Consider the following 21,478-nt stretch of genomic DNA (forward strand, 5'->3'; position numbering starts at 1 on the left):
TCAGCAGCGGCATTGACTTCCGAGCCTGCGCACCGACATTCAGCGCAATAATAATCCCCGCCTCTTTCAAACAGTCGTTTTCGGCCTCATGTCTTCCACGAATTTGCCTTCCATCATTTCGATTTCCGGGGTCACCAAGACCTACGCCACCGGCTTCAAGGCGCTGAAGGAAATCAACCTCGACATCGAACGCGGCGAGATTTTCGCGCTGCTGGGGCCGAACGGCGCCGGCAAGACGACGCTGATCTCGATCGTCTGCGGCATCGTCAACCGTTCGTCGGGAACGGTGACCGTCGACGGCCACGACATCAACCGAGACTACCGCGCGGCGCGCAGCCTGATCGGGCTGGTGCCGCAGGAGCTGACCATCGACGCGTTCGAGAGCGTCTGGGCAACCGTCACCTACAGCCGCGGCCTGTTTGGCAGGCCGCCCAATCCGGGCTTCGTCGAAAAGGTGCTGCGCGACCTGTCGTTGTGGGACAAGAAGGACGCCAAGGCGATCACGCTGTCGGGCGGCATGAAGCGGCGGCTGATGATTGCAAAGGCGCTCTCGCATGAGCCGCGCATCCTGTTCCTCGACGAACCCACGGCCGGCGTCGACGTCGAACTGCGCCAGGACATGTGGGCGATGGTGCGACGGCTGCGCGACGACGGCGTCACCATCATCCTCACCACGCACTATATCGAAGAGGCCGAGGCGATGGCCGACCGTGTCGGCGTCATCAACCGCGGCGAGATCATCCTGGTCGAGGGCAAGGCCGAACTGATGCGCAAGCTCGGCCGCAAGCGCCTGATCGTGGAATTGCGCAACCCGCTCCCCGCCATTCCCGGTGCATTCTCGCACTACGCGTTGGAGCTGTCGGACGATGGCACACAGCTGACCTACACCTATGACAACCAGAGCGAACGCCCCGGCGTCGCATCGCTGCTGCGCGAACTCGAGACGGCAGGCATCCAGTTCCGCGACATGGACACGCAAAACAGCTCGCTCGAGGAGATCTTCGTCAATCTGTTGAGGCAAGAGCCATGAATTGGCGAGCAGTATGGGCGATCTACCGGGTCGAGATGGCGCGTGCGTTCCGCACCGTGCTGCAGAGCATCGTCTCGCCGGTGATCTCGACATCGCTTTATTTCGTCGTCTTCGGCTCGGCCATCGGCTCGCGCATCACCGAGATCGACGGCATCAGCTACGGCGCCTTCATCGTGCCCGGCCTGATCATGCTCTCACTGTTGACGCAGTCGATCTCCAACGCCTCCTTTGCCATCTATTTCCCGAAATTCGTCGGCTCCATCTACGAGCTCTTGTCGGCGCCGGTGTCGTATCTGGAGATCGTCATCGCCTATGTCGGCGGCGCCGCGACCAAGTCGATCATCCTCGGCTTGATCATCCTGGCGACGGCCTCGCTGTTCGTGCCGCTCACCATCCAGCATCCGTTCTGGATGCTGGCCTTCCTTGTCTTGACGGCGGTGACCTTCAGCTTGTTCGGCTTCATCATCGGCATCTGGGCGAAAAGCTTCGAGCAATTGCAGCTGGTGCCGCTGTTGATCATCACGCCGCTGACCTTCCTCGGCGGCAGTTTCTATTCGATCAACATGCTGCCCGAGACCTGGCGCACGGTGACGCTGTTCAACCCGGTCGTCTACCTGATCAGCGGTTTCCGCTGGAGCTTTTACGGCAAGTCCGATGTCTCGGTCGCCGTCAGCCTCGGCATGACGGTCGTGTTCCTCGCCATCTGCATCACCATCGTCGCCTGGATCTTCCGCACCGGCTACCGGCTGCGCAACTGACCCTGCCACTCTAAATCAGGCGATCGCCCATGCGCCGGTCAAATCAACAGTTTTCCTGGGGGCAAATTGGCCACGTTGGCCGCCACGCTTCTTGCTAGATCGCCTTGATGAGGCGCAGCAACCCCAGCATCTCGATCAGCCTGCCCTCGCGGAAGGCGATGTAGGTCGGTTCTTCGACGCCATGGAAGCGGCGCTTGAACGCCGCCTGGCCCTTGAGGTTGAACTTGCTGCGGTTGACCCAGGGCGACTCATAGGCCCGCTCGAAGGCGTTGCGCCAGAAGCTCGATTCGGCAAAGCTGTTGGCTCCGACATCGAGCATCGGCGACAGGCCGAGCGTGACGACCGAAATGCCCTCATTGCGAAACCGGTCGACGGCGAATTTGGTCAGCCCGATCTCGGCATGCGGCGAGGCATCGATGTGCTTGCGCTTGAACGAGGTGGTATAGCCGATCACCTTGCCATCCCGGAACATCGGATCGAAATCGAGCAGAGCGACGAGCTCGCCTTCCGGGCTGTAGAGCACGAAACGGCGCATATCGATGCCGAGATGATCGGCAAAGGGGCGGTTGAGGAACGCCATCTCCCAGCGCTTGACGATGCGGTCGGCCCGCCAGTTCTGTGACAGGCGCTGGACCTCGTCGAGATAGACCGCTCCTTCGCCAAAGGAAAACCCCTTCTTCAAGAGCCAGCGTTCGGAATAGCGCACGGTTTCGTTGCGCTTGCCGGAAAAATCGTGAGCCGGCAGCTCCAGCCGCGTGTCGACGCCGAGGCGGTTGACCTGGTAGCCGAGCCCTGCCAGAACGCGCGCCGTCGGTTCGCCGATCTGCACGAACCACGGGCTGTCGGCGGCTTCGACAAAGCGCCTGATATAGTCGGGCCGATCGGCCGGATGGGCCACCGGGTCACCGAGCGCGAAATGGTGCTTCATCTTGGTGCCGAAGGCGATGTAGCCGTCGGCGTCGCCGAAATAGGACAGTTTTTGCTGCACGGCGGTCGAATAGGCCAGCGAGAAGTCGCCGTGCTGGCGGACAAGCGCCAGCCGCTCGACATGCGAAAAATCCTGGCGCGGCACCTTGGCTGCGGCGCCCTCCAGCAGTCTGTCGAGAAAGATGCGCAAGGAGGGCATGGTCGAGCTTCCGCGTGCCGATGATAAACAGAGGCTTGCCCCCAAGGCCTCGAATCAGTCGCATTGACGCGACCTCATTATCGATCATATCGCCCCTGTGCCATATGGGACGTGCCATATAGGACGGGTCCCCATGGCGCACCTGAAAGGAAATCTCGACCGAATGGCGGCTACGACAAGCGAAACGATGCCTATCGTCCTGGGGCCGAAAGGACCCGACTATACGGTTATCGTCATCGGCGCCGGAGCGGCGGGGCTGGCGGCCGCCGACGCGCTTGGCCGGCGCGGCGTGCGGGTCGTCGTGCTTGAAAAGGAGCCGCGGATCGCCGAACCGTGGCGACGGCGGCACGAGAAGCTGACCCTAAACACGCATCGCGCGCTGTCGACCCTGCCCGGCCTTGCCTATCCGCCCCGCACCGCCGCCTTTCCGAACAAGGATGCCATCATCGGTTATCTCGAGGATTTTGCCCGCGCGCGCGGCATAAGGGTCGAATTCGGCACCGCCGTCGAGCGGATCGAACGCAGAGGCAATGGCTGGCTCGTCCATACGGGCCGGGAAACGCTGAGCGCCCGCAATGTCATCGTCGCCACCGGCCGCGACCGCTTGCCATGGACGCCGGACTGGCAAGGCAAGGCGACTTTCACCGGCAAACTTAGCCACGCCGCCGATTTCGGCACAGCACAGGACTATGTGGGCAAAAGCGTGCTGGTGGTCGGGGCCGGAAATTCCGGCTTCGACGTGCTCAACCACCTCGCCCGTGCCGACACCAAGGCCATCTGGTTGTCAGCCAGGCAGGGTCCGTCGCTGATGCCGAAACGGATCGGCAAGGTCGCCGTGGCGCGCTTCGGCGGTTTCATGGCGATGCTGCCGACGTGGATTGCCGATGCCGCGATTGCCGCGACGCAGCGGCTGGTGTTCGGCGACCTCGCCCGCTTCGGCCTGCCGCCGGCGCCGAAAGGCGGCGCCAGCCGGCTCGGCGTCGAGCAGATCGCGATCGCCGTTGACGACGGCGCGGTTGCCGCGCTGAAGGCCGGATGGATTTCGGTGGTGGCGCCGGTGGCGGCTTTCGAAGGCGCCGGCGTGCGGCTGAACGACGGCACGGTGCTCGAGCCGGATGTGGTGATCGCGGCAACCGGCTATCGCACCGGCCTGGAGGCCATGCTGGGCGATCTCGGCGTGCTCGACGCCAAGGGCGTGCCGAAGGCCAATGGCGGCACCCCGAGCGGCCAGCCCGGCCTGTGGTTCATCGGCATGCGGCCAAGCCTGACCAGCTATTTTCACAGCGCCGGCCTGCAGGCCGAAGCGATTGCCCGTCAGATCGCCAAGGGGTTGTAGACGAGCGCTTCTGGACGGAGAACCACCGCGCACTTCGGGCTGCTGCTATGGCGCGGACTAGTGGTTCAACGCATCTGCAAGACGGATCGAATATCCTGGCGATTGGCTGAAACGCCGATCCCGTCGTCATCCACGGGCGAAGCAAGGAGCGTAGCGACGGCGCAGACCCGAGGATCCATGCCGTGACTTCTGAACTACGCTGCGTTGCAGGTTCTGCTCCGCTGCTTCCACGGCCAAGGCATGATCCCTGGGTCTCCGCGACGGAGCTTCGCTCCTGCTTCGCCCAAGGACGACGAAGTTGAGATGCTTGCGGCCAACCTCCAAAGCAGGCGCTTGAACTCGTTCATTGCATCGTTATATAACATGTTATGGTTATCCAGGAGACGGACCACCCATGGAAGACATCATTCGATCCCTTGGCTACCTCACCCTCGGCAGCAGGCTGAAGCGCATCGGCGAGCAGTTGCAGGCCGATACGCAGCGCATGCTCGATGGGCTGGAGGTGCCGGTGCAGTCCAGCCAGTATCCTCTGCTGGCCGCGCTCGACCGGCTTGGGCCGCTGCCTGTCGGCGAACTGGCGCAGTCACTGGGGATCACCCAGCCGGGGGTGACGCGCAGCGTGGCGCTGCTGGCCGAGTTGGGGCTGGTCGAGGCCGCGCCATCGAACGACGACCAGCGCCGCAGGATGATCTCGCTGACCGCGAACGGCCAGCGCCTGGTCGATAAGGCGAAGCGGGACGTTTGGCCGCGCATCGAGAACGCCGTTGCCGACTTGTGCAAAGGCCTTGCAGGGCCGCTTCTCGAACAACTCTCGGCAATGGAGGACGGCCTGGCGGCGGCCCCGCTCGACCGCCGTGTGAAACAGGATGTCGCGCCATGAGCCATGTCCTCGATCGTCCGGTCTGGAGCGCGCTCGACACGCGGCATCGGATCTTTGCGTATGGCGACAGGCTCGCCAGGCGCTATCCCTCCTCGATCGTCCCCTTCGCGGCTTCCGGGGCAGACGACGCTGAGAGTCTGCAGGCGCTCGCAAGCCTCATTCCTGCAGGTGAGAGCGTGTTCATGCTCCAGGCGGACCCCGTTGCCTTGCCGCCGGAACTGACCGCGACCGTGACCGCCTTCGGCGTTCAGATGGTTGCCGAGGCGCCATTGCCTTCCGTGTCGGACGAGCGTGTGCAGCAGCTGACGCAGGACGACGCGGCCGAGATGCTTGCTTTGGCGTCACTGACCAAGCCCGGCCCGTTCACGCTCAAGGCGCTGAGCCTCGGCGAGTTCTGGGGCGTGAAAATCGACGACCGGCTGGCGGCGATGGCCGGCGAGCGCATGAAGCAGCCCGGCTACAGCGAACTCAGCGGCGTCTGCTCGCATCCCGAATTTCGCGGCAGCGGCCTCGGCCGGCTGCTGTCGGTGTTCGTGGCCAACCGAATTTTTGCGCGCGGCGAAGTTCCCTACCTGCATGCCTATGCCAGCAATGCCAACGCGGTTGGATTGTACGAATCCATCGGCTTCAGGCTGCGGGCAGAGATGAATGTGGCCGTCGTGCAGCGCGCCGGCTAGAGCGTTTCACCGTTTCACGGAAACGGCGAACCGCTCCTAGGCCTTTATTTTTACGCAATTCCGGACGGAAAACCGCTTCACACTTTTCCTGGAATCGCTCCAGGCCGCCTTGCGGGCCTCAGGCTGATTTCGGCTCCAACCGGCGGAAACCCACGGTTTCCATAAGCATATCTTCCTCGACCATGCCGGCATTGTGCAGCGCAAGCAGGTTCAGCGCGATCTCCCGCGCCTCCGCCGAATCGGGATGCACGTCGCGCCTGCGGCAGGCTTCGTCGAACACGCGTTGCAGCCTGGCGATGTCGTCGGGTTTCAGCAGGCCACGGTCATAGACGGACTTTGGCATGGCACTCTCCTCCAGAAGAGGTAGGGCGCCATGTTTAAAAGTCCATTCTTTTCCAATGCTTGAGCGCAGCTGCCTGGGTTTGCACGAATCCGACCGAGCGTGGCAGTCAGACCGCGATCGCGCTGCCATTCATTCAGCACCTCGGCCGTGGCCTGTTCCGCCGCAGTCTGCTTGACGTGCCGCCACGCTTGCGAAACAAGAGCTGCCACAAAGGACAGCGAGGCACAAAAGTGAGTTTCTGGGGACTGGCGCAGCTCGTCATTTCGACGGTGATCTTCCTGCTGGCGGCCATCGCGGCCAAGCAATGGGGGCTGGCGCCAAGCCTTGGCAAGATCGTGCTGACACTGGCGCTCTATACGGCGGGCAATCTGATGATGCTGCGGCTGGTTCGTGAGTTCGGCATGTCGGTGTCGTTCAGTCTGTCGGCGGTGATCCAGCTGGTGGCGGTCAATGTGGTGGCGCTGGTGTTCTTCGGCGAACGCGTCAATGCCTTGCAGGCGACCGGCATCGTGCTGGCCATCGCGGCGGTGGTGCTGATCTCGCTCGGGCCTTACCTGCAGGGGCGACTGTAATCCGATGAAGACCCCGCGTGCGTTCACCAACTGGCTTGAATTTCCGGTGCTGCTGGCCGGGCTGGTGATAGCCGCCGGGCTGTGGGGCTTCGAGGAACTGATGGAGGTGGCGCGGGCCACCACGCCGCACGCTTTCGATACTGAGATCCTGCTCGCTTTCCGAAAAGTGGGTCAGCCGGATGTTCCCGTCGGCCCGGCATGGCTGGAAGGCGCGATGCGCGACATCACCAGCCTCGGCAGCTCCAGCGTGCTGGTGCTGATCGTAACGGCGGTGATCGTCTACCTCCTGCTGATCCGTAGGCCGAGGACGGCGCTGCTGATCTTTGTCGCGGTGGCCGGCGGGCAGCTGCTGTCGACCTTGCTCAAGGCCGGCATCGACCGGCCGCGCCCCGATCTTGTCTCGCACCTGGCCAACGAGACGTCGCTGTCGTTTCCCAGCGGCCACGCGATGCTGTCGGCGGTGACCTATCTCACGCTAGGCTCGCTCGCAGCGCGCTTCCTGCCGGGACGAACGACGAAAATCTATGTCCTCAGCCTGGCGGTGCTGGTAACGCTGCTGGTCGGCGTCAGCCGCGTCTATCTCGGCGTCCACTGGCCTTCCGACGTGCTGGCGGGATGGTGCGCCGGCTTCACCTGGGCGACGCTGTGCTGGCTGGCGGCGCGAATGCTGCAGCGGAACAAGGCGGTGGCCGATGGCAACGAGCCCGAAGACTGACGATCCGGAGCGACATTCAAATCAGCCGGTTGATCAGCCCGTGTCCGCAGCCTGCCAGCAGAAAAACCGCCGACAGCAAGGCTGCCGACGTCGTCAAGGTCCTGAAAATATTCAACTGATATTTCCCCGCCAGTAAGAGCCAAGGCGGTAGCGTAGCATGCTCATCCCGTATCCCGCCATCCGGCTTTGTGGAGAGATCATGTTTCATGCATGCTTTATGATGGTTGAAACATCACTATGATTGTATTACACGTCGTCTCCGCAGACTCAGACGGGGGTTCCGACCGATGATCACTGCCGCCCAGATGCGCGCCGCGAGGGCGCTGGCCGGCATCGATCAGAAGACGCTCGCCGAGCGTGCCGGCGTTTCGCTTCCGACAATCCAGCGCATGGAAGCGAGTGACGGCGTGGTCAGGGGTGTGGTCGATACGCTGATGAAGGTTATCCAGGCTCTCGACGAGGCCGGGGTGGAGCTCATCGGCGAGAACCAGACCAGCGAGCGCGGCGGCCGGGGCGTGCGCCTCAAGCCGGTCGCGCCGCCGAACCCGCAAGGCTGAGCCGGCATATAGTCGCGACGGCGACCGCCGACAGTCCTGCCGACGATCCCGCCGCCTTCACGCAAGCGGAAGGCAGTCCATGGATCAGATCCGGCGGGCAGTGCATCAACCGGCCCAGAAGTCGGCAAAGCCGACATTTTCAGAGCTGTTCACGCCCAAGCTGGTGACGGTCTGGCGCGAAGGTTACCGCCTGCCGCAGTTCAAGGCCGACTTCATGGCCGGGCTGACCGTCGCTATTGTCGCGTTGCCGCTGTCGATGGCGATTGCGATTGCTTCGGGCGTGACGCCGGAGCGCGGCCTGTTCACGGCCATTGTCGGCGGCTTCATCGTCTCGGCGCTCGGCGGCAGCCGCTTCCAGATCGGCGGCCCGGCCGGCGCCTTCATCGTGCTGGTGGCGGCGACGGTGCAGCGCGAAGGCGTCGACGGACTGCTGCTGGCGACGATGATGGCCGGCATTTTCCTGCTCGCCATCGGCTATCTCCGGCTCGGAACCTATATCAAATTCATCCCTTACCCGGTGACGGTCGGCTTCACCGCCGGCATCGCAGTCATCATCTTCTCCGGCCAGATCGTCGAACTGTTCGGGCTGAGGCTTGCCGGGCCGGAGCCCGGGCCGCTGCTGCCGAAGCTGATGGCGATCGGCCACGCGGCCGGCACGCTCAATATCTCGGCAACGCTGGTGGCGGCGCTGACCATCGCCACCATCGTCGGGGTGAAGCGCTGGCGGCCCGGCTGGCCGGGCATGCTGATCGCCGTCGGACTGGCCTCCCTTGTCGTGGCGCTGCTTTCGCTGCCGGCGGAAACGATCGGCACCCGCTATGGCGGCATTCCGCGCAGCCTGCCGTTGCCGGCACTGCCGGCACTCAACCTCGACAAGGCGCTTGCGGTGCTGCCGGATGCGGTGGCTTTTGCGCTGCTCGGCGCCATCGAATCGCTGCTCTCGGCCGTGGTCGCCGATGGCATGACCGGGCGGCGTCACCGTTCCAATTGCGAACTGGTGGCGCAAGGCTTTGCCAACATCGCGTCTGCCCTGTTCGGCGGCATCTGCACCACCGGCACCATCGCCCGCACCGCCACCAATGTGCGGGCCGGCGCGCATGGGCCGGTTTCCGGCATGCTGCATTCGCTTTTTCTGCTGGTCTTCATGCTGGTGGCCGCACCAATGGCGAGCTACATCCCGCTTGCCGCCCTTGCCGGGGTGCTGGCGGTTGTCTGCTGGAACATGTTCGAGAAGCAGGCCTTCGCCACGTTGCTGCGCGCTTCGCGCGGCGACGCCCTGGTGCTGATGGCAACCTTCCTGATCGTCGTCTTCCGCGATCTCACCGAAGGCATCGTCGTCGGCTTCGCGCTAGGCTCGATCCTGTTCATCGACCGCATGGCCAAGTCGATCGCCGTGGAGGCGGATTTGCCGCTGGTGCAGGACGATGTCGCCGACAGCAGCGGCCGCGCCTACGATGCAAGCGAGGCAAGCGACGCCGACACCGTCGTCTATCGCATCTCCGGCGCCTTCTTCTTCGGCGCCGCCTCGACTGTCGGCACGGTGCTCGACCGCATCGCCGACCAGCGCAAGAACTTCATCCTCGATTGCTCGGCGGTGCCGTTCTTCGATTCCACCGCGGCCAATGTCATCGAGGGCGCGGCGCACAAGGCGAAGCGCGCAGGGGTGCGTTTCATCATCGCCGGTGCCTCGCCGCAGACACGGCGCATGCTGATCAACCACGGCGTCAAGCGGCCGCTGGTGACCTTTGCCGCCTCGATCAAGGATTCGCGGGCGCAACTCAAAGCCGCGCCCGCTGGCTGAGCCGGCAAGTGTGCGCTGTCAGTCCAGGCTCAGCACCGCGATCTCGCCCTCGTTCATCAGCGGCACGAAGATCCGCGTGCCGTCTGTGCCGATATCGGCGCTGCCCGGCTTGAACTGCTCTACAGCCTTCGGCGCCTCGCCGACTTTGTACCGATAGAGCGTGCCGGTCATGAAGGCGGTGGCGTAGATGCTGTCGCCGATGGCGACGACGCCGTCGAGGTCGGCAAAGTTTTGTGCGCCAGGCAGCGGCGTCACGGCTTTCGTCGCGAGATCGACCGACAGCAGGCCCCCGGGCGCGGCAGTGCTGAAGTCCGGCTTGATGCCCTTGCCCCAGGACGCCACGATCAGCCGATCGCGATCGGCAAAGATGCCGTTGGGTGCGGCGAGCTTCGCATCCTTCACGAACAGTTCCGGCTTGTCGCCGTCAATGCGGTAGATCGCATCGGCCAGCATGTCGGTGACATAAACCTTGCCCGAACTGTCCGATGTCACGTCATTGAGGAAAACGGCGCCGGGCACATCGATCGTCGAGATGAGCTTGCCGCTGGCGAGATCGACGATGCGCACCTTGGTGATGTCGGCGACGTAGAGCTTGCCGCCAGAGATCGCCGAGCCCTTCGGTGCATCCATGCCGGCGGTCCAGTGCCGGCTAACGACCTTGCCGTCCAGCGACAGCACCGAGAGATAGCCGTTGCCGTCGGCCTCCCCGGGATTGCCGACGATGTTGGAGACGATAATGCGATTGTTGGCGGCATCGAACAGCGCCGATTCGGGTTGCTCGAAGCCCGAGGCGCGCCAGAGTTCGGCGGCCTCGGCCGCAGGCACGAGCGCGATACCGAAGGCGGCGAGACAAATAGAGGGGATGAGGGTTTTCACGGCCAGGTCTCCTGTGGTGGATGGCGGAGAGCTAGAGATGTCGATACTTTTCCGGAAGGGCGATTGCCGCTAGTATCGAAACGCGATACCAAACCGCGAGAAAAGAGGTGCATTCCATGAACGGCCTGATCTTCGAGGCGCTGAAGCGGACGCTGAAGGCCAAGGGCGTCACCTATCGTGAGCTAGCCGGGCGTATGGGCATTTCCGAGCCGACGGTGAAGCGCATCTTCCACGAGCGCAACTGCAAGCTCGACCGTCTCATCGGGATCTGCGCTGCCGCCGGCGTCGAGCTGGAAAACGTGCTGGGGTCGATGAACCGGGGGCCGGGACCGGTCAATCGCATCGCGCCGGAGATCGAGCGCAAGCTCGCGGGACGGCCGGCGCTGCTGTTCATCTTCGTCATGCTGTCGGAGAAGTTCACGCCCGAAGGCGTCATGCGCTCGCAAGGCTTGAGCGAAGCCTCGATGTTCCTTTATCTGCGCGATCTCGAAGCGATCGGCCTGATCGCATTGGGCAGCGGGCTGTCGGCACGGCTGCTGGTCGACACACCGATCCAGTGGAATTTCGAAGGGCCGCTCAGGCCGCTATTCGAGATGACAAACAAGAATTTCATCGGCTGGGCGATCACCCATCTGGAGCGGGAAGCGACCTTCGTCTCTTTCTCCAGGCGGATGCGGCCGGAGACGGCGGAGATGGTGAAGCGCGAGGCGGAGGAACTGGCCGAGCGCGCCAAACTGCTCGCCCATCACGACCAGCACACGACGCCGGAAGACGGGCTGACCGGCTACAAATGGACGTTTGCTTTTGGCGCAACCCCGTTTCCGGCGATCATGCCGATCGGCCCGCACCCCAGGGATGCCGGTGCGTCCGACCGGCCCACCGCTCCGGCAAAGGGACGCCGCCCGTTGCCGGCCTGACTGGGCCATCATCCGAGCAGGATTGCATCTGGCGGCTGAGCTTGTCGCGCTCCAGTCCGGAGGTGCTTCAAAAATGAAGCCACATTCATGATAGAGTTCGCGCGCTGATTTGCCAGACTGTACGGGGCGGGTTTGCCGAATGCGTGACCGTCCCCGCAAGATCGAAGTGATCCTATGCCGACCGCGCCAACACTTGAACTTCGCCGCTATTCGCGCCTGAAAAATTTGCGGGAGCGCGCAGAACGCCAGGGTGCTGCATTGCAGTTCTGGGCGCGCACGGCATCGCTCGCCGTGATCTCCTGCTTCTTTTCCTTGATCAGCCGCTGGGATGCCTCGCTGCTCTTCGTGCTGGCGGGCCTCGCGCTGTTCCAACTCGTCGGCCTGATCCAGTTTCGCTTTGCGCGCCGTCGCAACGCGCCATGGTGGATCGGTTACCTCGTCGGTACGCTGGACATCATTCTGTTGACCGTTCTGCTGGTAACGCCCAACCCGTTTTCCCTCGAGGTCGCGCCGGCCGCGATGCAACTGCGCGAGGGCAGCTTCAAATTCCTGCTGATTTTCGTATGCCTTGGCGCGCTGACCCTTTCGACACGATTGGCGCTCTATCTCGGCGCGCTCGCGGCCTTGACGTGGACGATCGGGGTGGGATGGGTGGTTTTTCATGCGGGAACCGTCATTCCGGCAACGAACCTCTATTCGCTGCCGCTGACAGAGCGACTGAATCTCTATCTCAACCCCAATTTCGTCGATACGTTCGCGCAGGCGACCAATGTGTTGGTTGTGCTGATTATCGGCGCGATCATGGCGCTGGTCGTCTCTCGTTCCCGACATCTGTCGGAAGACTATGTCAAGGCGGAGCGCGCCCGCGCCAATCTCGCCCGGCATTTTTCGCCCAATGTCGTCGACCAGCTCGCCACGGATGACGAGCCCTTCGGCCCGGTCCGCCGGCAGGATATCGCGGTGCTGTTCGCCGACATCGTCGGCTTCACACACTATTCCGAGGATCATCCGGCCGAAGCAGTGTTCGAACTACTGCGTCAGTTCCACCGTCGCATGGAGCAGGTCGTCTTCGACCACCATGGCACCGTCGACAACTATATCGGCGATTGCATCATGGCGACCTTCGGGGTTCCGCAAGCCAGCCATGACGACGCGACCCGGGCCATCCGGTGCGCTGAAGCGATGATCGCCGCTATCGAAGACTGGAATGTCCAGCGTGTGTCCAGAGGATATCCGCCGCTGGACGTTCGGATCGGTGCACAATATGGCGCCGTCGTCCTCGGCGCGGTCGGCAGCGAGCGCAACCTGTCCTTCGCGGTGGTGGGCGACACCGTCAACGTCGCCAGCCGTTTGCAGGCGCTCTGCCGGGAGCTTCAGGCGAATATTTGCTTTGGGTCACGACTGATCGAGGCCGCGAAGGCGGAATCGCTCGGGACACAGCTGAATGCGCGCGACCATGGGCCGGTGAGCATCCGCGGCCGGGACGAACCGGTCCATGTCTGGGTCGAACACAGGGCCGAAAACCAGGGCGCCATTGCGGTTTCGGCGTGATGCAGGCCGCCATGTGAGACGCCTGAACCTCATGACTCAGGCCGAAGCCATCACGTGTCTGAGGCGATTGCGCCAGCCTTCGCGGCTGCGGCGTCGGTGCCTGCCTTGTCCTCCCAGGTCACCGCCCGGTAGTCGAAACCATATTCCAGCGTCGGTTTGACGATGCGGAAGAATGGTGACAGGTCGAAGTCGCGCGGCGTGTAGAGCGAGTGGTGGCGGATGTGCAGGATTTCGCGGCGCGAATAGTTCGACTGCGCCGAGGCGCGGCCGGGCGCGCGGGTGATCTCGGGCAGGATCGGGTAGCGGATCTCGCCATAGGCTTCGGCGATCAGCGTCGAGCAAATGGCGCGCGTCGGATCGCCGGAACCGAAAGCCAGCATGCGGCGGCGCCAGCGCACCGGCACCGGTGGCGTCGGCAGGAAAAAGCGCAGCATGTCGAAGATGTTCTTGAGATCGTATTTCAGGCCGAGCTTGCCGATCATGAAGGCGACAACATGGTCGCGGTCTTCCGGCGCCAGCCCGCTCGCCCGGCAGATGCGGGTGTTGTAGGTGCGGTAGCGCGACAGCGGCACGGCGACACAGCCTTCGCCGAGCGTGACTTCGATCAGCCGACGCCGTTCCGATCCGTCCTCCGGTTCGGACAACGCATCGCCGATATAGAAGGCCGCATGCGACCAGGTCGACTGTGTCAGGTATTTGATGGCCGCGGAGATCTTCTGGTTGCCTTCGATGAGCAGGATGTCGCCGGGTTCGAGCGTGCGCCGCAACGTCTCGGCGTCGGACGGCGTGTAGGGCTCATAGCCCGAGGATTCGTCCTGCAGCCGGCCGGCAAGCCAGCGGCCAAGTCGGTCGAGAAGCGTGTCGCGCGGCGCGGTCATGGTAAAGTGTGACTAGCACGAGGTGACGTCCTCGGCCATGATCAACCGACCGGGACCTCTTTCGACAATACCGGGCCGGCGAGGTCGTCGCGCGCATTGCGCGCGAGTTTCTTTGTCGAGCGCTTGGGGCTGTCGCCGAACAGCTCGGCCGCTCCGGCGAGGCAGCTCTTCTTCAGGCTTTTTTCCGAGCGCTTCAAAAGCTTGCCAAGAAGCCTTGTGTCCTGCGCATCGCCGAGCGGCTCACCGTCGGCCTCGAGCAACACGCGCATGACGAAGACGTCGTGCAGTTCGCCGAGCCTTTCGCCCAGTTCGTCGACCGCCTTGCGCCGCACCTTGATCGGCGTCGGCCACAGCCGGCCGAGCAGCGACAAATGCATCGAGTGGGTCTTGGCAGCCTTGCGCAGATCGTGGAAATCCTCTGCTTCGCCGCGCGATCCCGCCCGGTCCAGCGCCTTCCTGGCACGGCGCAAGGTCTTGCGAGCGCCTTCCGCAAGCACATCGGCTGCATGCTCAGGCAGATCGGGGAGCAGCAGCCGCTCGATCCTGATGAGGCCTTCCTCGCAGGCGGCGGTGGCCGCGCCTATGGCGGCGTCGAGGCCGGCGCCGGCATGCATTTCATGCTGGCGGGCAACCAGCCGGTCGCGCACGCTGTCGAGGCCGCCGCCGGCAACCTGCTCGGGAAAGGCGGCTGCCAGCCGGTCGACGGTCTCGACCAGCGCGGTCGCCTCGCGCGGCCCGGCAAGCAGCGCCGCCACCTGACGGTAGCATTGGTTCTCAGTCCGACAGAATGTTTCATTTCCGGAACGGACCAGCCGCAGCAAGGCGCGCGCGCTCTTCAGCCGCTTGCGGCATTTGTGCAATGCCTGCTCCGGCTGGTCGCGCGCGACGGCCAGATGGGCAAGCGCCTTGCCGATCTCCTCGCCAAGGATACGCCTGACCTCGCCGGTCAGCGGCAGGCGCGGATCGATGCGAAAGCTCATGCGGCGATCTCCGGAATCCCCCTAGAGCATGATGCCGAAAAGTGTGAAGCGGTTTTCGGACGACATCATGCTCCATCTCTTTTGATTTAGAGCCGGATTCCGATTTTAGGTCGACCCGACCTAAAATCATCCGGCTCTAGGGCGAGCGACGCGTTGTAAAATCTCTGCTCGCCGGTCACTTCGCGGCCGAGCCAATCAGGCAGCATTTCGTCAGGTACATCCTCCGGCGTCTCCAGTTCGGCCACCACAAGGCCGGCTAGAATCCCGCCGAAAACATCGACTTCGTAGAGATAGCCGCGATGCCTAACATGGTGGCGTGTCTTCTCGATGACATGTCCGATGGCGAAGGCCAGCATCTCCTCTGCGTCCGCCAGTGGAATTTCATATTCGTATTCGTCACGCTCGCGGATCTTGCTGCCGAATTTAAGCGTCAGCTTCGCCGAACTGCCGTCGCTGATGCGCACGCGCACGGTGCGGCCGGGTGTTGCGGCAAGATAGAACTGGCGAATGCGTATATTCGCCTCGGCCATTTCCAGCCATTCGGCGCTGGAGACCAGGAACTTGCGTTCGACTTCCTTGCCCATGGCCGCCCACTAAAGCGTCTGCGGCCCGACATGGCAAGCGGCCGTAGATAATCAACTTGACTTTAATCAATCGATTGATTAAACACGCCGACATGATCAAATCCGCGCCCGACAAAATGCCCCGCCAGGAGACATCGCCCGCCGAGCAGACGCGCGCCGCACTGGTGCTGGCCGCGCTCAAACTGTTTGGGCGGCAGGGCTTCGACGGCACCTCGACGCGCGAGATCGCGGCGGAGGCGAAGGCCAACATCGGCTCCATCGCCTATCATTTCGGCGGCAAGGAAGGGCTGCGCGGGGCCGCCGCCGACCACATCGTTGAGACCATCCAGGCGGTTGCCGGCCAGGCGCTCGGCGGCATGCAGCTGCAAGGTCAAGCCAGTTCAGAGACGGCGCGGGCGCAGCTCTCGACCGCATTGGAGCGGATGGTAGGATTTGTCGTCGCCAGGCCGGAGGCGGGCGAGATCGTACAATTCGTACTTAGAGAGTTGTCGCATCCGACGGCCGCCCTCGACCGCATCTATGACGGGGTGTTCGAACCGACGCATCGCCGCCTCTGCCAGATCTGGGAACAGGCGACGGGCGAGCCGGCCGAAAGCGAGGCCACCAAGCTCGTGGTCTTCACGCTGATCGGCCAGGTCATCTATTTCCGCATCGGCCGCGAAGCAGTGATGCGTCGTATGGGCTGGCGCGAGATCGGTAACACCGAAGCCGCCAAGGTGGTGGCGGCGGTCACAAGCAATCTTGGCGCCATACTGGCGGCCCGAAATCCGGTCGCCCGCAAGGAGGGCAAGCGATGAGTTTTCTCTGTTCCCTGCCGCTCGCAGCCCAGCTGTTCGGCGCCTGCGCGCCGGCAGCGCCGCTTGCCGTCGGCTATGTCGAGGGCGACTATGTCTTGCTGGCTCCGATCGAGGTGGCGCAGGTCGAGACCGTCGCGGTCAAGCGCGGCGACCGTGTTGTATCAGGCACGCCGGTGGTGACTCTCGAAAGCGCCGACGCAAAAATCGCCGTCGCCCAGGCAGGGGCCGCGCTCGCCCAGGCGCAGGCGCAGCTGGCCGACCTGCAGATCGGCAAGCGGCCGGAGGAGATCGCGGTGCTGAAGGCCGAGGTCGACATGGCCAAGGCCCAGGCCACGGATGCCAAGCGCAAATACGACCGCGCCGCCGACCTGTTCAAGCGCGGTGCCGGCACGCAGGCCGACTACGACACCGCCGCCGCGACGCTGGAGACCGCCAATGCGCAGGTCGGCCAGGCGCAGGCCAACCTCGCCGTCGGCGGTCTGCCTGCGCGTCCCGAAACGATCAAGGCGGCAGACAATCAGGTCAAACAGGCGCAGTCGGCGTTGGAACAGGCTGAGTGGCGGCTATCGAAGCGCGTGCTGGCGGCACCCTCGCCCGGCCGCATCAATGACGTCATCCGCAATCCCGGCGACACCGCCGGTCCGACCGCGCCTGTCATTTCGATGTTGCCGGACGGTGCGGTGAAGCTCAGCGTCTATGTCCCGGAAAGTGCGTTCTCGTCGATCAAGGTCGGCACGCTGCTTGTCGTGCATTGCGACGGCTGCGGGCCGGAGGTGAAGGCGCGCGTCAGCTATGTCTCGCCCGACCCGGAATTCACCCCGCCGGTGATCTACTCGCTCGAGAACCGGCAGAAGCTGGTCTACCTCGTCGAGGCGCGGCCTGAGGGCAAGGCGCAAGCGCTGCAGCCGGGACAGATCGTCGATGTCGAGCTGGCGGCCTCAAAATGAACGCCATCGACGTTCATGGCCTGGTCAAGCGTTTCGGCGACAAGACTGTCGTCGACCATGTGACGATGACGGTGGCCGAGGGCGAGATCGTCGGCTTTCTCGGGCCCAACGGGTCCGGCAAGACGACGACCATCCGCATCATGTGCGGCCTGCTGACGCCCGACGAGGGCGAAGGTACGGTGCTGGGTTTCAACATCCGCACCGAGTCGCTCCGCATCAAGCGCGAAGTCGGCTACATGACGCAGAAATTCTCGTTCTACGAGGATTTGACGATCGGCGAGAATCTCGAATTCGTGGCGCGGCTCTACCGGCTGAAACCGGTCGAGGAGCATGTGTCGAAAACGCTGGAAGAGCTTGGCCTGACGAGCCGCCGCAACCAGCTCGCCGGCACGTTGTCGGGCGGCTGGAAGCAGCGGCTGGCACTGGCCGCCTGCATCATGCACAAGCCGAAGCTGCTGCTGCTCGACGAGCCGACCGCCGGCGTCGATCCGAAGGCGCGGCGCGAATTCTGGGACGAGATCCACCGGCTGGCGAGCGGCGGTCTGACCGTGCTGGTGTCCACCCACTACATGGACGAAGCCGAGCGCTGCCACCGCATCAGCTACATCTCCTACGGCAAGATGCTGGCCACCGGCACGGTGGACGAGGTGGTGACGAATGCCGGTCTGACCACCTTCGTGCTGCAGGGACCGCGCCTCGACCAGGTCGCCGATGCACTCAGGGACCGGCCCGGCGTCGACCAGGTGGCGCCGTTCGGCGCGACGCTGCATGTCGTCGGCTCCGACAAGGCAAAGCTCGAAAAGGCGCTCGCCGATGTCGAGAAGGAGCACAAGGGCGTCAGCGTAAAACCCGGCGAGACCAGCCTCGAGGACGTCTTCATCCAGTTCATGTCCGGCTCGAAGGACAATATGGCATGAACAGCGTCTTCTCCTTCGCCAGGCTCGGTGCGCTGCTGATCAAGGAATTCATCCAGATGCGGCGCGACCGCATCACCTTCGCCATGATGCTGGGCGTGCCGCTTTTGCAGCTGGTGCTGTTCGGCTACGCTATCAACAACGATCCCAAAAGCCTGCCTGCCGCACTGGTGGCGACCAGCAACGACCCCTACACCCGCGCCATTGTCGCAGCCCTGCAGACGACCGGCTACTACCGCTTCGACCATGTCGCGCAAAGTGCCGAGGATGCCGAATTCCTGATGGCGCGCGGCGATGTCGCCTTCGTCGTCACCATCCCGGCCGATTTCGGCCGCCGGGTGGAGCGCGGCGACAATCCGCAGATACTCATCGAGGCCGACGCCACCGACCCGGCCGCCGCCAGCGGCGCCATCTCGACGCTAAGCAAAGTGGCCAGCCAGGCGCTGCTTCGGGCGCAAGGCATGCAGGAGGCGGCGAGTGAGGCCGCCAGGGGCCAGCTCGATGTGGTGGTGCACCAGCGCTACAATCCGGAAGGCATCTCGCAATACAACATCGTGCCCGGCCTGCTCGGCGTCATCCTGCAGATGACCCTGGTGATGATGACCTCGATCGCGCTGACCCGCGAGACCGAGCGCGGCACGATGGAAAACCTGCTCGCCATGCCGTCCAGCCCGTTTGAGATCATGCTGGGCAAGGTGCTGCCCTATCTTGTGGTCGGTGGCGTCCAGGTGGTGGTGGTGCTGGCGGCGTCGAAGCTCTTGTTCGCCATCCCCTTCACCGGTTCCATGTCGCTGCTGCTTACAGCCGTATTGGTGTTCGTGCTGGCGCTGGTGCTGCTTGGCTACACCATCTCGACCATCGCCCGCACGCAGATGCAGGCGCTGCAGCTGACCTTCTTCTTCTTCCTGCCGTCGATCCTGCTGTCCGGCTTCATGTTCCCCTATCGCGGCATGCCGGGCTGGGCGCAGACCTTCGGCGAGATTTTTCCGCTGACGCATTTTCTGCGCATCACCCGCGCGGTGATGCTGAAGGGCGCCGAACTGCCGGCGGTTGCGGGCGAGATCGCCTGGCTGGTCGGGTTCGTGGCCTTGTTTGCCGGCGTCGCATTGGTGCGGTTCAGGCGCACGCTCGACTGAGCGTTCAGGAATTGAGCGATCGCGGACCGCTGACGAACGGACTGCCTCTGACATAGAACCGCAGCGGGCGGTCCGCATCCTTCGTGATGCCGATGCGGATGCCTTGGCCGATGTCGCTGGCCTGATGCTCGTCGGCTGCCAGCCATAGCGGGCCTTGGCGGCACAGATCGAGGCCGTCCAGCGAACGGTCGATCCGCAATGCCTGGGCGAGCCGCCCCGGCCCGCGCGCCAGGTCGCGCAGGCGCTCCACGCCCCGGTTCAGCCGCATGATGGCGATGCCTTCGAGCGGCTCCAGCGCCCGGATCAGCACGCCGGTGCCGGTGCCCGGCCCCTCGCTTGAGACATTGAGCATCCAGGAGACCCCATAGGCGAGATAGACGTAGGCGTGTCCGGGCCCGAGGAACAGCGAACGGTTGCGCGGCGTCATGCCGCGATAGCCGTGCCCGGCGGCGTCGCCGGTGACATAGGCCTCGGTCTCGACGATACGGCCGCTGACGATGCCTTCCGGCAGCTCCCGCACCACGAGCTTGCCGATGAGATAGCGGGCGAGATCGGCCGTATCATCAGGCAGTTCGGCACGATCGAGCGGATGGTGGCCGGTCATGCTACCGCCGCCGTGTTTCAAGGTATCCGTTCGACCCATTGCGCGCGCGACTGCCCCGGCTCGAACGGATCGCCGAAATACTGGGTCTCGCGAACCACTTTGCCATCGACGAACTCCATGATGCTCACCGTATAGGACGGAATCCCGTCATAGGTCAGGACATATTCGGTGATCCAGAGGTCGCCTGACCCGGTGATCCGCCGCACGGCAAAGCGCTTCCGGTTGGGCTGCGTGGCGCGCGACGACTGGATGTTGTGCCGTCCGCTGATGCGCTCGCCTGATTGCGGATAATCGAGCACCGCGTCCTCGCGATAGATCTGATGCTCCGTCTCGAGATCATTGGCATCGGAGGCAGCCCAATGGCGATCGAGAGCCGCCCTTATCTCAGCGTCTGCCATATCGGTTCTCAGGCCGCGGCCATGATCTCGGCATAGGTGGTGAAATCGACATTGCCGCCTGACAGCACGACGGCGACGCATTTGCCCGACAGTTCGATCTCGCCTGACGAGAGCGCCGCCAGCGCCACGCAGCCGCCGGGTTCGACCACCAGCTTGAGATGGGCCATGGCGTCGCGCACCGCCTGTGCGGCCGCCTTGTCGGAGACGGCGATGGCGCCGGCGAGGTTCTTGCGGTTGATCTCGAAGGTGATGGCACCGGGCTCTGCGGTGAGGATGGCATCGCAGATCGAACTGTGGCCGGGCTCGTTGGAAACCCTTTTTCCTTCGATCAGCGAGCGGCGGGTGTCGTCGAAATGCTCGGGCTCAACGGCCCAGACTGCTGTGGCCGGCGAGGCATCCTTGACGGCGATCGAAATGCCGCTCGTCAGGCCGCCGCCGCCACAGGGAATGACGACCGCATCGAGGCTGACGCCGAGCGCTTTTGCCTGGCGCGTCAGTTCGAGACCGATCGTGCCCTGGCCGGCGATGATGGCCGGATCGTCGAAAGGAGGCACCAGCACCATGCCCTTGTCCATGTAGGGTCGCACCACCGTCATGCGGTCGTCGCGAAAGCGGTCGAACGGCACCACTTCGGCGCCCATCTTGCGGACATTGGCGATCTTCATCGCCGGCGCGTCGGCCGGCATGGCAATGACCGCCTTGACGCCGAACATGGCAGCCGCCGCGGCGACGCCCTGAGCATGGTTGCCTGAGGAGAAGGCGACGACGCCGCGGCTGCGCTCTTCTTCGCTCAGCGAAGACAGTTTGTTGTAGGCGCCGCGGAACTTGAACGAGCCGGTGCGCTGCAGCGTCTCCGGCTTGAACAGGATGCGGCCGCCGAAGCGTTTGTTGAGTTCCAGCGATTCGATCAAGGTCGTTTCGGCGATCAGGCCGGAGAGGCGCGCGGCGGCGGCATGGATGTCGGCGATGCCGGGGAGCGTGGTCATGGCGAAGTCCTGAAAGGGATGAGATCGGCGCATGGTGCACGCAAAGGCAGGCCACGCACCAATGAAAAAATGTGACCGTTACAAAGTTTGGCGGGCATGAGCGGCGACGAGGGTC

At 64.0% G+C, this 21,478-nt stretch carries 25 protein-coding genes; 15 read left to right on the plus strand and 10 right to left on the minus strand.

Annotation, left to right across the window (positions count from 1 at the left end; translation table 11 throughout):
• Positions 1–103 precede the first annotated feature (103 nt).
• Both X750_RS142635 and X750_RS142630 read left to right on the plus strand, forming a co-directional pair.
• Positions 104–1,030: an ABC transporter ATP-binding protein gene (locus X750_RS142635; RefSeq protein ID WP_023748239.1), complete on the plus strand. Its 927-nt coding sequence runs from the start codon at positions 104–106 to the stop codon at positions 1,028–1,030.
• Complete coding sequence (locus tag X750_RS142630; RefSeq protein ID WP_023736973.1) at positions 1,027–1,788, plus strand: ABC transporter permease; 762 nt, start codon at positions 1,027–1,029, stop codon at positions 1,786–1,788. The genes X750_RS142635 and X750_RS142630 overlap by 4 nt, the downstream gene beginning before the upstream one ends.
• Positions 1,789–1,882: 94 nt before the next feature.
• Here X750_RS142630 and X750_RS142625 read toward each other — a convergent pair whose 3' ends face one another.
• Complete coding sequence (locus X750_RS142625; RefSeq protein WP_023748240.1) at positions 1,883–2,914, minus strand: phosphatidylglycerol lysyltransferase domain-containing protein; 1,032 nt, start codon at positions 2,912–2,914, stop codon at positions 1,883–1,885.
• Positions 2,915–3,047: 133 nt separating this feature from the next.
• On the opposite strand from X750_RS142625, the gene X750_RS142620 reads away from it, so the two are divergent.
• The 3 genes from X750_RS142620 (at position 3,048) to X750_RS142610 (ending at position 5,807) form a co-directional block, all read left to right on the plus strand.
• Complete coding sequence (locus tag X750_RS142620; protein WP_156932432.1) at positions 3,048–4,250, plus strand: NAD(P)/FAD-dependent oxidoreductase; 1,203 nt, start codon at positions 3,048–3,050, stop codon at positions 4,248–4,250.
• A 394-nt stretch (positions 4,251–4,644) separates the two neighbouring features.
• A complete protein-coding gene (locus tag X750_RS142615; protein ID WP_023687520.1) occupies positions 4,645–5,130 on the plus strand; it encodes a MarR family transcriptional regulator in 486 nt (161 codons plus the stop codon).
• A complete protein-coding gene (locus X750_RS142610; RefSeq protein ID WP_023732788.1) occupies positions 5,127–5,807 on the plus strand; it encodes a GNAT family N-acetyltransferase in 681 nt (226 codons plus the stop codon). The genes X750_RS142615 and X750_RS142610 overlap by 4 nt, the downstream gene beginning before the upstream one ends.
• 118 nt (positions 5,808–5,925) lie before the next feature.
• On the opposite strand, the gene X750_RS142605 is transcribed toward X750_RS142610, so the two are convergent.
• Complete coding sequence (locus X750_RS142605) at positions 5,926–6,150, minus strand: hypothetical protein (RefSeq protein ID WP_023673272.1); 225 nt, start codon at positions 6,148–6,150, stop codon at positions 5,926–5,928.
• 230 nt (positions 6,151–6,380) lie between these two features.
• Here X750_RS142605 and X750_RS142600 point away from each other — a divergent pair, with 230 nt between their 5' ends.
• Entirely contained in the window at positions 6,381–6,722 is a 342-nt protein-coding gene (locus tag X750_RS142600; protein ID WP_023681268.1) for a hypothetical protein, read from the plus strand.
• A 4-nt stretch (positions 6,723–6,726) separates the two neighbouring features.
• A complete protein-coding gene (locus tag X750_RS142595) occupies positions 6,727–7,437 on the plus strand; it encodes a phosphatase PAP2 family protein (protein ID WP_023687516.1) in 711 nt (236 codons plus the stop codon).
• A gap of 16 nt (positions 7,438–7,453) precedes the next feature.
• Here X750_RS142595 and X750_RS1000000165980 read toward each other — a convergent pair whose 3' ends face one another.
• The gene (locus tag X750_RS1000000165980) at positions 7,454–7,645 is read right to left on the minus strand and encodes a hypothetical protein (RefSeq protein WP_023755330.1); all 192 of its coding nucleotides are present in this window, start codon (positions 7,643–7,645) and stop codon (positions 7,454–7,456) included.
• Between the two features lie 79 nt (positions 7,646–7,724).
• Here X750_RS1000000165980 and X750_RS142590 point away from each other — a divergent pair, with 79 nt between their 5' ends.
• Together X750_RS142590 and X750_RS142585 are read left to right on the plus strand one after the other, a co-directional pair.
• A complete protein-coding gene (locus X750_RS142590) occupies positions 7,725–7,994 on the plus strand; it encodes a helix-turn-helix transcriptional regulator (RefSeq protein WP_023673276.1) in 270 nt (89 codons plus the stop codon).
• Positions 7,995–8,073: 79 nt separating this feature from the next.
• Positions 8,074–9,795: a SulP family inorganic anion transporter gene (locus X750_RS142585; protein ID WP_023692975.1), complete on the plus strand. Its 1,722-nt coding sequence runs from the start codon at positions 8,074–8,076 to the stop codon at positions 9,793–9,795.
• An 18-nt stretch (positions 9,796–9,813) separates the two neighbouring features.
• On the opposite strand, the gene X750_RS142580 is transcribed toward X750_RS142585, so the two are convergent.
• On the minus strand, positions 9,814–10,671 hold the full coding sequence (locus tag X750_RS142580; protein WP_023692976.1) for an SMP-30/gluconolactonase/LRE family protein: 858 nt from the start codon (positions 10,669–10,671) through the stop codon (positions 9,814–9,816).
• 116 nt (positions 10,672–10,787) lie between these two features.
• Between X750_RS142580 and X750_RS142575 the strand changes: the two genes are divergently transcribed.
• Positions 10,788–11,588, plus strand: a complete 801-nt coding sequence (locus tag X750_RS142575) for a helix-turn-helix transcriptional regulator (protein WP_023681272.1) — start codon at positions 10,788–10,790, stop codon at positions 11,586–11,588.
• 174 nt (positions 11,589–11,762) lie between these two features.
• Complete coding sequence (locus tag X750_RS142570) at positions 11,763–13,139, plus strand: adenylate/guanylate cyclase domain-containing protein (protein ID WP_023681273.1); 1,377 nt, start codon at positions 11,763–11,765, stop codon at positions 13,137–13,139.
• Positions 13,140–13,189: 50 nt separating this feature from the next.
• Here X750_RS142570 and X750_RS142565 read toward each other — a convergent pair whose 3' ends face one another.
• The 3 genes from X750_RS142565 to X750_RS142555 form a co-directional block, all read right to left on the minus strand.
• Positions 13,190–14,017: a hypothetical protein gene (locus X750_RS142565; RefSeq protein ID WP_023748241.1), complete on the minus strand. Its 828-nt coding sequence runs from the start codon at positions 14,015–14,017 to the stop codon at positions 13,190–13,192.
• A 41-nt stretch (positions 14,018–14,058) separates the two neighbouring features.
• Positions 14,059–14,997 carry a CHAD domain-containing protein gene (locus X750_RS142560; protein WP_023748242.1) on the minus strand — a complete coding sequence of 313 codons (939 nt, stop codon included), beginning with the start codon at positions 14,995–14,997 and terminating at the stop codon, positions 14,059–14,061.
• An 86-nt stretch (positions 14,998–15,083) separates the two neighbouring features.
• Positions 15,084–15,581: a CYTH domain-containing protein gene (locus X750_RS142555; protein ID WP_023728787.1), complete on the minus strand. Its 498-nt coding sequence runs from the start codon at positions 15,579–15,581 to the stop codon at positions 15,084–15,086.
• 92 nt (positions 15,582–15,673) lie between these two features.
• Here X750_RS142555 and X750_RS142550 point away from each other — a divergent pair, with 92 nt between their 5' ends.
• The 4 genes from X750_RS142550 to X750_RS142535 are packed head-to-tail and all read left to right on the plus strand — an operon-like array spanning position 15,674 to position 19,375.
• Positions 15,674–16,378, plus strand: a complete 705-nt coding sequence (locus X750_RS142550) for a CerR family C-terminal domain-containing protein (protein WP_023748243.1) — start codon at positions 15,674–15,676, stop codon at positions 16,376–16,378.
• Positions 16,375–17,325 (plus strand): HlyD family efflux transporter periplasmic adaptor subunit, encoded by a 951-nt coding sequence (locus X750_RS142545; RefSeq protein ID WP_023748244.1) that lies wholly within the window; start codon positions 16,375–16,377, stop codon positions 17,323–17,325. Before X750_RS142550 ends, X750_RS142545 begins: the two co-directional genes overlap by 4 nt.
• On the plus strand, positions 17,322–18,242 hold the full coding sequence (locus X750_RS142540; protein WP_023673289.1) for an ABC transporter ATP-binding protein: 921 nt from the start codon (positions 17,322–17,324) through the stop codon (positions 18,240–18,242). Before X750_RS142545 ends, X750_RS142540 begins: the two co-directional genes overlap by 4 nt.
• Positions 18,239–19,375 (plus strand): ABC transporter permease, encoded by a 1,137-nt coding sequence (locus X750_RS142535; protein ID WP_023696062.1) that lies wholly within the window; start codon positions 18,239–18,241, stop codon positions 19,373–19,375. Before X750_RS142540 ends, X750_RS142535 begins: the two co-directional genes overlap by 4 nt.
• Positions 19,376–19,379: 4 nt before the next feature.
• Here the strand turns inward: X750_RS142535 and X750_RS142530 are convergent, their stop codons facing one another.
• Genes X750_RS142530 through X750_RS142520 form a run of 3 tightly spaced genes read right to left on the minus strand, consistent with a single transcriptional unit; the run spans position 19,380 to position 21,363 of the window.
• On the minus strand, positions 19,380–19,979 hold the full coding sequence (locus X750_RS142530; protein ID WP_023748245.1) for a DNA-3-methyladenine glycosylase: 600 nt from the start codon (positions 19,977–19,979) through the stop codon (positions 19,380–19,382).
• Between the two features lie 17 nt (positions 19,980–19,996).
• Positions 19,997–20,377 (minus strand): nuclear transport factor 2 family protein, encoded by a 381-nt coding sequence (locus X750_RS142525; RefSeq protein ID WP_023681284.1) that lies wholly within the window; start codon positions 20,375–20,377, stop codon positions 19,997–19,999.
• Between the two features lie 8 nt (positions 20,378–20,385).
• On the minus strand, positions 20,386–21,363 hold the full coding sequence (locus X750_RS142520) for a threonine/serine dehydratase (RefSeq protein WP_023748246.1): 978 nt from the start codon (positions 21,361–21,363) through the stop codon (positions 20,386–20,388).
• Positions 21,364–21,478: the final 115 nt, after the last annotated feature.

The sequence above is a fragment of the Mesorhizobium sp. LNJC391B00 genome (assembly GCF_000502535.1).
In the GTDB taxonomy this organism is placed as follows: domain Bacteria; phylum Pseudomonadota; class Alphaproteobacteria; order Rhizobiales; family Rhizobiaceae; genus Mesorhizobium.

Excerpts from the sequence above, each read along its gene's own strand:
- X750_RS142630 (WP_023736973.1), top strand. The coding sequence starts at position 1,027 with ATGAATTGGCGAGCAGTATGGGCGATCTACCGGGTCGAGATGGCGCGT.
- X750_RS142625 (WP_023748240.1), bottom strand. The coding sequence starts at position 2,914 with ATGCCCTCCTTGCGCATCTTTCTCGACAGACTGCTGGAGGGCGCCGCA.
- X750_RS142620 (WP_156932432.1), top strand. The coding sequence starts at position 3,048 with ATGGCGCACCTGAAAGGAAATCTCGACCGAATGGCGGCTACGACAAGC.
- X750_RS142615 (WP_023687520.1), top strand. The coding sequence starts at position 4,645 with ATGGAAGACATCATTCGATCCCTTGGCTACCTCACCCTCGGCAGCAGG.
- X750_RS142610 (WP_023732788.1), top strand. The coding sequence starts at position 5,127 with ATGAGCCATGTCCTCGATCGTCCGGTCTGGAGCGCGCTCGACACGCGG.
- X750_RS142605 (WP_023673272.1), bottom strand. The coding sequence starts at position 6,150 with ATGCCAAAGTCCGTCTATGACCGTGGCCTGCTGAAACCCGACGACATC.
- X750_RS142595 (WP_023687516.1), top strand. The coding sequence starts at position 6,727 with ATGAAGACCCCGCGTGCGTTCACCAACTGGCTTGAATTTCCGGTGCTG.
- X750_RS1000000165980 (WP_023755330.1), bottom strand. The coding sequence starts at position 7,645 with ATGAAACATGATCTCTCCACAAAGCCGGATGGCGGGATACGGGATGAG.
- X750_RS142590 (WP_023673276.1), top strand. The coding sequence starts at position 7,725 with ATGATCACTGCCGCCCAGATGCGCGCCGCGAGGGCGCTGGCCGGCATC.
- X750_RS142585 (WP_023692975.1), top strand. The coding sequence starts at position 8,074 with ATGGATCAGATCCGGCGGGCAGTGCATCAACCGGCCCAGAAGTCGGCA.
- X750_RS142575 (WP_023681272.1), top strand. The coding sequence starts at position 10,788 with ATGAACGGCCTGATCTTCGAGGCGCTGAAGCGGACGCTGAAGGCCAAG.
- X750_RS142570 (WP_023681273.1), top strand. The coding sequence starts at position 11,763 with ATGCCGACCGCGCCAACACTTGAACTTCGCCGCTATTCGCGCCTGAAA.
- X750_RS142565 (WP_023748241.1), bottom strand. The coding sequence starts at position 14,017 with ATGACCGCGCCGCGCGACACGCTTCTCGACCGACTTGGCCGCTGGCTT.
- X750_RS142560 (WP_023748242.1), bottom strand. The coding sequence starts at position 14,997 with ATGAGCTTTCGCATCGATCCGCGCCTGCCGCTGACCGGCGAGGTCAGG.
- X750_RS142555 (WP_023728787.1), bottom strand. The coding sequence starts at position 15,581 with ATGGGCAAGGAAGTCGAACGCAAGTTCCTGGTCTCCAGCGCCGAATGG.
- X750_RS142550 (WP_023748243.1), top strand. The coding sequence starts at position 15,674 with ATGATCAAATCCGCGCCCGACAAAATGCCCCGCCAGGAGACATCGCCC.
- X750_RS142545 (WP_023748244.1), top strand. The coding sequence starts at position 16,375 with ATGAGTTTTCTCTGTTCCCTGCCGCTCGCAGCCCAGCTGTTCGGCGCC.
- X750_RS142540 (WP_023673289.1), top strand. The coding sequence starts at position 17,322 with ATGAACGCCATCGACGTTCATGGCCTGGTCAAGCGTTTCGGCGACAAG.
- X750_RS142535 (WP_023696062.1), top strand. The coding sequence starts at position 18,239 with ATGAACAGCGTCTTCTCCTTCGCCAGGCTCGGTGCGCTGCTGATCAAG.
- X750_RS142530 (WP_023748245.1), bottom strand. The coding sequence starts at position 19,979 with ATGACCGGCCACCATCCGCTCGATCGTGCCGAACTGCCTGATGATACG.
- X750_RS142525 (WP_023681284.1), bottom strand. The coding sequence starts at position 20,377 with ATGGCAGACGCTGAGATAAGGGCGGCTCTCGATCGCCATTGGGCTGCC.
- X750_RS142520 (WP_023748246.1), bottom strand. The coding sequence starts at position 21,363 with ATGACCACGCTCCCCGGCATCGCCGACATCCATGCCGCCGCCGCGCGC.